The organism is Gammaproteobacteria bacterium (assembly GCA_030949385.1).
Lineage (GTDB): Bacteria > Pseudomonadota > Gammaproteobacteria > JAUZRS01 > JAUZRS01 > JAUZRS01.
Genome location: JAUZSP010000002.1, coordinates 107,607 through 117,500, shown reverse-complemented (window position 1 = coordinate 117,500; position 9,894 = coordinate 107,607). Strand labels below are relative to the sequence as shown.

11 protein-coding genes (1 of these 11 cut by a window edge) are annotated in these 9,894 nt (G+C 50.2%); 3 read left to right on the top strand and 8 right to left on the bottom strand.

The genetic code is table 11. The annotated features are described in order from the left end of the window. Together tyrS and Q9O24_02555 are read right to left on the bottom strand one after the other, a co-directional pair. Positions 1 to 394: the start of a tyrosine--tRNA ligase gene (tyrS, locus tag Q9O24_02560; GenBank protein MDQ7074043.1), read on the bottom strand. The gene continues 812 nt to the left of window position 1, outside the view; only the first 394 of its 1,206 coding nucleotides appear in the window; the start codon lies at positions 392 to 394; its stop codon lies beyond the left edge, outside the window. 142 nt (positions 395 to 536) lie between these two features. Beyond that, positions 537 to 794: a hypothetical protein gene (locus Q9O24_02555; GenBank protein ID MDQ7074042.1), complete on the bottom strand. Its 258-nt coding sequence runs from the start codon at positions 792 to 794 to the stop codon at positions 537 to 539. A 43-nt stretch (positions 795 to 837) separates the two neighbouring features. On the opposite strand from Q9O24_02555, the gene Q9O24_02550 reads away from it, so the two are divergent. Together Q9O24_02550 and Q9O24_02545 are read left to right on the top strand one after the other, a co-directional pair. Then, positions 838 to 1,920 carry a peptidoglycan DD-metalloendopeptidase family protein gene (locus Q9O24_02550; GenBank protein ID MDQ7074041.1) on the top strand — a complete coding sequence of 361 codons (1,083 nt, stop codon included), beginning with the start codon at positions 838 to 840 and terminating at the stop codon, positions 1,918 to 1,920. Positions 1,921 to 1,925: 5 nt separating this feature from the next. Further along, positions 1,926 to 3,035, top strand: coding sequence for an anhydro-N-acetylmuramic acid kinase (locus Q9O24_02545; protein MDQ7074040.1), 1,110 nt, complete (start codon positions 1,926 to 1,928; stop codon positions 3,033 to 3,035). Positions 3,036 to 3,041: 6 nt separating this feature from the next. On the opposite strand, the gene Q9O24_02540 is transcribed toward Q9O24_02545, so the two are convergent. The 5 genes from Q9O24_02540 to argC form a co-directional block, all read right to left on the bottom strand. Then, positions 3,042 to 4,196: a citrate synthase gene (locus tag Q9O24_02540; GenBank protein MDQ7074039.1), complete on the bottom strand. Its 1,155-nt coding sequence runs from the start codon at positions 4,194 to 4,196 to the stop codon at positions 3,042 to 3,044. 174 nt (positions 4,197 to 4,370) lie between these two features. Beyond that, positions 4,371 to 4,721 carry an iron-sulfur cluster insertion protein ErpA gene (erpA, locus tag Q9O24_02535; GenBank protein ID MDQ7074038.1) on the bottom strand — a complete coding sequence of 117 codons (351 nt, stop codon included), beginning with the start codon at positions 4,719 to 4,721 and terminating at the stop codon, positions 4,371 to 4,373. Positions 4,722 to 4,797: 76 nt separating this feature from the next. Then, a complete protein-coding gene (locus Q9O24_02530; protein MDQ7074037.1) occupies positions 4,798 to 5,229 on the bottom strand; it encodes a polymer-forming cytoskeletal protein in 432 nt (143 codons plus the stop codon). 3 nt (positions 5,230 to 5,232) lie between these two features. Further along, positions 5,233 to 5,979 carry a hypothetical protein gene (locus tag Q9O24_02525; protein MDQ7074036.1) on the bottom strand — a complete coding sequence of 249 codons (747 nt, stop codon included), beginning with the start codon at positions 5,977 to 5,979 and terminating at the stop codon, positions 5,233 to 5,235. Between the two features lie 39 nt (positions 5,980 to 6,018). Beyond that, the gene (gene argC, locus Q9O24_02520) at positions 6,019 to 7,047 is read right to left on the bottom strand and encodes an N-acetyl-gamma-glutamyl-phosphate reductase (GenBank protein MDQ7074035.1); all 1,029 of its coding nucleotides are present in this window, start codon (positions 7,045 to 7,047) and stop codon (positions 6,019 to 6,021) included. Positions 7,048 to 7,198: 151 nt separating this feature from the next. Between argC and Q9O24_02515 the strand changes: the two genes are divergently transcribed. Beyond that, positions 7,199 to 7,624, top strand: a complete 426-nt coding sequence (locus Q9O24_02515; protein ID MDQ7074034.1) for a CopD family protein — start codon at positions 7,199 to 7,201, stop codon at positions 7,622 to 7,624. Here the strand turns inward: Q9O24_02515 and ptsP are convergent. Continuing rightward, positions 7,621 to 9,891 (bottom strand): phosphoenolpyruvate--protein phosphotransferase, encoded by a 2,271-nt coding sequence (ptsP, locus tag Q9O24_02510; protein MDQ7074033.1) that lies wholly within the window; start codon positions 9,889 to 9,891, stop codon positions 7,621 to 7,623. The two genes, Q9O24_02515 and ptsP, sit on opposite strands and share 4 nt — an antisense overlap. Between the last annotated feature and the right edge of the window lie 3 nt (positions 9,892 to 9,894).

Genomic DNA, 9,894 nt, shown 5'->3' with positions numbered 1-9,894 from the left:
CCGCATCCATTTTGCCCATCCAAGTCGAATTAAACTCAACGCGGGTTTTATCACGATCCAAAATTTTAAAAATTTGCGCTTCGTAGCTGCGCGCATTCTCCAGCACCTGTTCGCGTGTCAACGGTTTACGAGTGATGTTTTTACCGGTGGGATCACCGATCATGCCGGTAAAGTCCCCAATCAAAAAGATCACCTCATGCCCCAGCTCTTGAAACTGGCGCAGTTTATTAATCAGAACCGTATGACCCAGATGCAGATCCGGTGCGGTTGGATCAAAACCCGCCTTAATTTTCAGTGGCCGACCCGACTCCAGTTTCTCAATCAACTCTTTTTCCAACAACACTTCATCTGCCCCACGTTTTATCAGAGCCAAAGCCTCATTCAGCGCAACCATTCACTCATTCCTCTTAATCAAGCCCAAAAATGGGGCTTACATTACCCGTTTATAAAAAAAATGGCACCTTTTCAACCCTAAAGCCGCGCAAAGATTGACCAATCCGCCCCAAAAACGCTATGTTATTGACTATAAGAGTGACTTAAAAAGGCAGGTGTACCGTGGCAAAAAAACAAAATACAATATTATCCTCCAAACATCGGCGGCACTGGCGCTTACGCGCACTGACCCTCACCTCCTGCTGTGTTGGGTTGGGCATCGTCATGGCCAATTCCTCCACCCCACCGCCTATTTCCGTAAAAAACAACGCCACAAAACAACAAAAACACCACGCCAAACGACAACAATTGCCGCTCCATATCCCCAAATCAATCAACGTATTGGGAAAAAATGAATCCATACCCCCCCCCACAGTAAAAAAAATCAGCGTAAAAAAAGTCAACGTGGCTATTGGAGATACGCTCAGCTCGCTCTTTTCAAAACAAGGCTTAGCTTACAAAGAGCTGTTGAAGATCCTCGCTTTAGGCACAGTGGTTAGCCCCCTAAAAACCGTTTTCCCTGGTGACGAACTGCACTTCAGCTTTGATGACAAACAGCAGCTGCAACAACTGAGCTACCCCCTCAGCGCCTCCGAAACCCTGCTGATCAAACGCGCCCCTCAAGGACACTACCAAGCAGAACGGGTTATCACCCCACTGGAAGTTCGTCAGGCGTACGCTCAGGGCACCATCACACATTCGCTCTTTCTGGCAGCACAAGAGGCGGGCATATCACAAGCCACGATTATGGAGCTGGCCAATATTTTTGGCTGGGACATCGACTTTGTGCTGGACGTGCGTGAAGGCGACCGTTTCAGTGTGGTCTACGAAACCCTGTATAAAAACGGCGAAAAAATAGGCAACGGTAAAATTTTAGCCGCCGAATTTGTCAATCGAGGCACCGCCTTTCAAGCCGTTCTCTATCAAAAAGACGCCACTCACAGCGATTATTACAGCCCTAACAAACGCTCTCTGCGCAAAACCTTTCTGCGCAGCCCCGTCGAATTTTCCCGCATCAGCTCACGATTCACCAACAAGCGCTATCACCCCGTATTAAAGCGTGTCCGTGCTCATCGTGGCGTGGATTACGCCGCCGCCAAAGGTACCCCAATTCGCTCTACTGGTGATGGGAAAATCATTTTTCGTGGGCGCAAAGGCGGTTACGGTCGAACCGTTGTCGTGCAACACGGCCAGCGTTACACGACCCTGTATGCCCACATGTCTTCTTATAACCGTAAGCTGCGCTCTGGCAGCCGCATTCGCCAAGGAGAGGTCATCGGTTATGTCGGCATGAGCGGTACCGCCACCGGTTACCATCTGCACTACGAATTTCGCCTTAATGGCACCCATCGAAACCCTCTGACGGTCAAATTGCCCGATGCAGAACCCTTACCTCAACAGTACCACGCCGACTTTGACCTTAAAGCCCAGCCTCTGCTGAGCCAATTAAACACTCTGAGCCGTTATCGTCTGGCACTCAAGGATTAAACAACATCATGGAAGAGCTCTACATTGGTCTCATGAGCGGCACCAGCGCCGATGGCCTTGATGCCGCCTTGGTCTGTTTTGACAACGATACCATCACGCTCAACACCAGTCTCTTTACCCCTTACCCAGACGCACTTAGAGATCAAGTGCTCGACATGGCTCATGGCCACAACGACACCCTGCACGACGTTTATCAACTGGATCTAAAGCTCGGCCAGTTTTACGCAGACGCTTGCCAACAACTGCTGCGCAAAGCTCAACTCTCTGCCGAATCAATCAAGGCCATTGGCAGTCATGGTCAAACGGTACGTCACTGCCCCAATGAAACTCTGCCTTTTACGGTGCAACTGGGCGATCCCAACACCCTCAGCCAGAAAACCGACATCACCACCGTGGCCGATTTTCGTCGTCGTGATCTGGCGGCAGGCGGACAAGGTGCGCCACTGGCTCCCGCCTTTCACGCCCACACCCTGCACAGCCCGAACGAAAACCGAGTCATTGTAAACATCGGGGGCATGGCCAACATCACCGTATTAAACCGAGATAAAACAATCCCCGTTGTTGGTTTTGATACCGGCCCTGGCAACGTCTTACTCGATTATTGGTATGCACAACACCAACATGGTCGTTACGATGCCAATGGCGCATGGGGAGCAAAAGGAGAGGTCAATCAAGGATTGTTAGAAAACTTATTAGCAGATCGCTACTTTCAACAACCGCTACCCAAAAGCACAGGGCGCGAACACTTTAACCCCGAATGGTTGAAGCAGCGCCTTACAGACAGCGATCTGATTCCAGCAGAGGTTCAAGCTACGCTCTGCCAATTAAGCGCCGACTCCATTGCTGATGCCATTCAAACCCATGCCAGCGATACCGAACGGGTTTTGGTCTGTGGCGGCGGGGTACACAACACGAACTTAATCCAGCGACTGCAACAAAAACTGCCTGAAATTAACGTTGAATCCACCGCTCGTGAAGGCCTGGACCCCGACTGGGTCGAAGCCATTCTCTTTGCTTGGCTAGCAAAACGCACTTTAGATGGCAAAACGGGCAACCTACCGTCTGTAACCGGCGCACAACAGGCGGTTATGTTAGGTGCAATCTACCCCGCTTGAAGCACGTTACCGTTCAGCCATCGGTTTGAAATCACGCACCTCAGAGCCCACATAAATTTGGGTGGGACGGAAGATACGATTTTCTCGCACCTGCTCTTGCCAATGCGCCAACCAACCAACCGTGCGTGAAATAGCAAAAATAGGCGTAAATTGATCGCCAGGAAGACCCATTTCACGATAAAGAATACCTGAATAAAAATCGACATTGGGAAACACCCCTTTTGGAGCCAAACGCGCTTCACAGGCTTTTTCCAGCGCCAAAGCCGTCTCGAACAGAGGGCTGACCTCACCGTCTTTAGACTCAATCAACTCCTGCATCAAACCTTGCAAAATGGTGGCGCGCGGATCTTTCACCGAATACTCACGATGCCCCATGCCCCACACCACCTGTTTGTTCTTCAAGCGGTTATCCAACCAAGCAGCCGCCTTGCTCGGCTCACCGATCTCTTGCAGCATCTCAATCACGCGCTGATTGGCTCCACCGTGCAGCGGTCCGGCCAAGGTACCAATGGCCGCTGAAATCACTAAAGAGGGGTTGGCCAGAGTCGAACCCGCCACCAACGCTGCAAAGGTCGAGGCATTGATGGTGTGCTCTGCATGTAAAATCAGAGAAGTATCCATTATTTTCTCTGCCACTGGATCCGGCTCTTTGCCCGACATCATGTAAAGAAAATTAGCCGCGTAACTCAGCTCTTCACGAGGTAAAAAAGGATCATCGCCCCGACGCATCTGCTCCCACATGGCCACCAAGGTTGACATGCGAGCAATAATCTCCAATGACAAACAGTTGATGTAGTCGTTATTTTTGGTTGCCAACTCGCTGTTCTGCTGCTCATGAGGGTAAAACATACCCAAACTGGCCACCGCCGTCTGCAACATTTTCATCGGATCACCGGTGGGCGGCAAAAATTTCATGATCTCGCGAACGTTGTATTTAACCCGACTGCCCTCGTGCAGTTGATCGCTGAACAGAGCCAAGTCATTGGCTTTTGGCAATTCGCCTTTAAGCAACAAATAGCTCACCTCCTCAAAAGTACTTCCCTTTGCCAAATCCTCAATCCGATAACCACGGTAAGACAAAATGCCTTTTGCACCATCCAGAGCCGATATAGACGACTTTGTCGCGGGAATCCCTTCTAAACCGGGAACATACTCATCAATCATGAATTAATATCCTACTTACACCGTCTACTCACGGTACTGTTCAAAATTCAGACTCAAAAAGTCACACCAAAGCTCAGCCAGTCTGATTGCGCGCCGTATTGTAACCATAAGTGACGCAGAATAAAAAAAGGCGCGTAAAAAACGCGCCTTTTTAACACAAATAAACGGGATTTAGACTGAGAAAGACGACCCACAACCACAGGTGGTGGTGGCATTGGGGTTACGAATCACAAACTGCGCCCCTTCCAGACCTTCGGTGTAATCAATTTCAGCCCCCACCAAATATTGAAAACTCATGGGATCCACCAGCAAAGTCACACCACTTTTTTCAACTTGGGTGTCGCCTTCGTTACAGGTCTCATCGAAACTAAAACCGTACTGAAAACCAGAACAGCCACCACCAGTGACGTACACACGCAACATCAAATCAGGGTTACCCTCTTCTTCAATCAAGGTTTTGACCTTACTGGCCGCACTGTCACTAAAAACCAAAAGTGAACTCTCTTCTGCCACATCACTCATTTCAATATCTCCACAGGCATCGCTGTTAATAATGAAGCGACCTTACCATTAACCCAGAAAAACAGTCAACTATTGTCTATTTTGTCTCCAACTCCGACACATCCTCATGAATCAAACTTTGATCGGCCAAAAGAGGTTTCTCACTCGGGTCACGATGCACTAAATTGCCGTTAATTTCAGCCCCCATTGTCATCTCCAGCAAATTGTAATAGACGTTGCCACTGACCCGTGCGTGTTTCGCCAACTCCACTCGCTGCGAAGCGTAAACATCACCCACCACCGTGCCATTCAACAGCACTTGCGGCACCCGCACATCACCCTCAATACGGCCTCGCTCGCTGAGAATCAAAATGGAATTGGAATCATCATCAGCAATCACATTCCCTTTGATCGTTCCATCCAGATGCAAACCACCGGTAAAGCTGATATCACCCTCAATCTCGGCACTGTGACCCAACAACGTATCCACTTTTGCCGACTTAAAATTATTTCGACGCCTACCCCACATAACCTAATCACCTTCCAGTAAAATGTCTGACCAATCATAGGTCACTGAGACAGCCTTCAAACGTTTTCCTTTCGGCTGCAGAGAAATCGTCATCTGTTTTGGCGCAAAACCGGCGGACAACCGAAATTTTCCTTCCAAAACTTGAAAGTAGTGGTACTTAAATCTGATTTTTTTAGCCGTTTCCACAAACAGATCCGATGACGTCAATACCAGCGATTCGCCTTTAACCTCACCCGCAACAGAAAACTCAACTCGACCAATGGCAAAACGATCATTTTTATTGTGTTGAACCAGCACCAGTTTATAAACAAGCACACCTTTCTCGCCACTGAGTCTTAAACTGAGGTCTTTGATCGCCAAACCGTTCGATTTTTTTGATGGCGCAACCAAACCACGATAAAACGCCAGCTCTTTTTGCAGCAACAACCCTCGCTGTTCGGTCTCAATCAAACCCTGCTTACCACTCTCGTAAGCCAAGCGATCAATCTGACTGGAACGCTCCATCATTGCGATCTGATCCATTAACTCACGATTTTTAGCCTGCAAATAACCCAACTCATCTTTGACACGTGAACTGTGCTGAGTCGTTGCCAACAGATCAAAACCGCCCTGATAACGTCCGTACTCAAAAGCAACTCCGGTACCAATTAATAACAGCGCCAACAACCCCACTCGTATCATCCACCATCGAATGGGTTGATGCCGTTTAACGGTAAACTGCCGCTGTGGGCTTATGCGCTCTCTGGCCAAAATTGCTCTCCTGAATCCATTATTTCATCCTTTTTTGGCCTAAGGCATCATTGCGGGTGTACGCAAGCCCGTCGATTCTGGCAAAGCAAGCATGAGATTCATGTTTTGCACAGCCTGTCCAGCCGCCCCTTTCACCAAGTTATCAATCACCGATAAAATCACCACATGGCGGCTGTTTTCAGGTTGATGCACCGCAATGCGACAATGATTGCTGCCTTTTACACTGCGCGTTTCTGGATGAGAACCTGCGGGCAACACATCCACAAACAGCTCCTCTGCATAATACTCTTCAAACAGAGCCTGTACGTCACAAGGCTGCTTCAACTCAGCGTACAAGGTCGCATGTATGCCACGAATCATCGGCACCAAATGCGGCACAAAGGTCAAACCTACCGAATGACCCACCAGCGCACTCAGACCCTGATGAACTTCAGGCCAGTGACGATGACCCGCAACACCGTACGCTTTAAAACTCTCTGAGGATTCACACAACAGCGTCGGCACCTGAGCACCCCGTCCCGCCCCGCTGACCCCCGACTTAACATCTGCAATCAAACGCTCACTCTCCACCAGCCCTTGTTGCAACAGGGGCAAAAACCCCAACTGCACAGCGGTTGGATAACAGCCCGGATTGGCCAGCAAACGCGCCGTTTTAATCTGCTCGCGATTTAACTCGGGCAAGCCATACACGGCCTCTGCCAATAACTCTGGGCAAGCGTGCTCCATCTTGTACCACTGCAACCAAACATCGGGGTCTTTAAGACGAAAATCGGCAGCCAGATCGATCACTTTTATCCCTGCCTGCAACAACTCTGGCACCATCTGCATGGCCGTGCCATTCGGAGTCGCAAAAAAGACCACATCACACCGCGAGAGCAGCTCTAACGAGGGCTCACTGAAGGTAAGATCAATAAAACCGCGCAAAGAGGGGAACATCTCATCCACCCGCTGCCCAACCGCGCTGCGTGAGGTAATCACAGTGAGTTCTACGCTCGGGTGAATCACCAATAAGCGCAATAATTCCACGCCGGTGTAACCGGTTCCACCCACAATTCCAACCGAAGGCATCGGCTCTCCTTAAAGTATTGACTGCTGTTTATCGAATACCGGCCAATAATAAAGAGTTCGACTCCCAGTTAACAGCAAAATAAGCGCCGCTTGCACAAGCTCAAGCAGACGGTATGATGCCCGCACCGTCCATCAGTAGAGTTAAACCATCATGCTCTGGGTTAAAGCCTTCCATATTATCTTTCTGGTTTCGTGGTACGCAGGCCTGTTTTACTTACCTCGCCTCTACGTGCATCACGCCATGAGTGACGATCAAGCCACTCGCCAACGGTTACAAATCATGGAACGCAAGCTGTTTTGGTTTATCACTCCGTGGGCGATACTCACGCTGGTTTTTGGTGTTTGGTTGCTGAGCTATTACGATTACGACAGTCTTAAAAGCATGACTTGGCTGCACATCAAGCTGGCACTCGTTGTACCCTTGGTTCTGTTTCACATTTGGTGCGGTAAATTGATGCTGGCCTTTCGTAACGAACGCAATCCTCACAGCCACGTCTGGTTTCGCTGGTTTAACGAATTCCCCATGCTGCTGCTGATTGCCATTGTGCTTTTGGTCGTGCTACGACCGAGCTTTTAATGTTTACCCGCGCGAATCAAGCCACCCAAACCGGCCTGTTCCAGTTCGCGTTCCAACAACAGACGCACTTCAGTGCTGCTCTCCAAGATCAGCGCCTGAGCAAGAATCTGCTGAGCTTTCTCAACGGTAAAACTGCGAATCACCCACTTCACACGCAGCAAACTGCTGCCACTGACACTCAGGCTGTCCACCCCCATGCCTAAAAACAGCAACGCCCCCAAAGGATCACCGGCAATTTCACCACAAATTCCCAAGGGTTTATTATAGGGGGTTAAATCCGTTTTCAGGTGCATTAAGGCGTTCAGTACTGCTGGGTGCAGCGAATCGTACAGCTCCGCCACTCGGGCGTTGTTGCGATCCACTGCCATCAAATACTGAGTCAGATCATTGGTGCCCACCGAAATAAAATCCACCCGCTTGGCAATAGCGGCAATTTGATAGATTGCTGATGGCACCTCAACCATCACCCCAATGCGCGGATAAACGGCCTCCACGCCTTCATCCAAAAGCTCTTGATGCGCCTGCCAAATCAACGCCGTACTGTCCATCACCTCCTCCACACGGGAGATCATCGGCAACAAAATACTCAGATTATCCAACCCTTCACTGGCTTTTAACATCGCTCGAATTTGGGTCAAAAAGATCTCCGGATGATCCAAGGTCACCCGAATACCCCGCCAACCCAAAGCAGGGTTCTCTTCTTCAATAGGAAAGTAAGGTAACTGTTTGTCGGCACCAATGTCCAACGTTCTCAACACCACAGGGCGTGGTGCAAACGCTTCTAAGGGCGCACGGTAAATCTCGCACTGCTCCGCTTCACTGGGAAAACGGCTGCGCACCTGAAACGGCACTTCGGTCCGATACAGGCCAATGCCATCGGCCACCTGCAACAGTTGTGGGTTAATTTCCGCTTGCAAGCCCGTATTGGCAAACAGCGAGAGCGAAACACCGTCCGGCGTCACCGTCGGCAACGCCATCAAGCCTTCCAAATCATGGCTCAGTTCACGCTCTTCCTTGGCTAATTTAGCAAATTGGTTTCGTACTGCGGCACTGGGATCAATAAACACATGGCCTCGATAGCCGTCGATCACCAGCGAGCGTCCCTCCAAACGAGAACTGGGCATCTCCGTCGCCCCCATGACCGTCGGAATCCCTAAAGCTCTGGCTAAAATGGCCACATGGGATGAACCCGAACCGCTGCGTGAGACCATGCCTTTCAGGCACTCGTGAGGCACCTCTGCCAACTGGGTGGCACTGATTTCATCACCGACAATAATGGTCTTGGCCGGAAACACCGTCGGCTGCTGCTTTTTATCTTGCAACTGCATCAAAATCCGTTTACCCAAATCACGCACATCACTGGCACGTTCACGCAGATAGGGATCTTCAATTTCAGCAAAAAGGCGACTGTACTCCTCGATGGCATCGCGCAGCGCACCCGGCGCCCAGTTGCCCTTGCGTATGCCTTCAATAACCGGCTGCCACGTATCTTCACTCTTTAACATCATTTTATAGGCATCAAACAGCGCCAACTCTTCAGCGGGCAACTTGTCCTGCATCAAACCAGCCAGCACAGTGATCTCCGCCTGCACCGCCTCACAGGCGGCTCTAAAACGGGTTATCTCCGCCTCAATATCAACAATTTCTCGATCAGGTACCCGCTCCAGTGCTGCTGGTGAATAGAGCACCACCGCTTCACCGATTGCTACCCCTGACGCACCAGAGAGGCCATGAATCACTGAGGAAGGCTTTTTATTCTCTCGGCTGGGAGACACCTCATCACCAACAATGGCCTGCAAAATATGGATGGCCAGCTGCGCAGCCAAGGTCAATAAAAAGGCGACTGTATCTTCGCCAAAACGGCGACTTTCTCTCTGTTGCACCACCAACACACCCAACACCTTGCGGCGATGAATGATCGGCACCGCCAAAAAAGCCTCGAAGGACTCTTCACCAATGTCAGGCAAATAACAGTAACGAGGGTGCTGAGCTGCATGTTGCAAATTAACCGGCTCAGCTCGTTCGGCAACCAAGCCAATTAAACCTTCGTTCCAAGCCAAACAGGCCTCACCCACCGCGTGGCAATTAAAACCTTCTGCAGCACTCAACACCCAACGCGGCTGTTCGCTCTCCTGCTCTGCCAAATAGACCGAACAGGCATCCACCTTTAAGGTTTCTTGGACAAAATCAAGAATCAGCTGCAAAGCTTCATCCAAGCTTTCCGCATGGCTGACCTTTTTCACAATCCGACGCAAGGCCGCTAACATGGT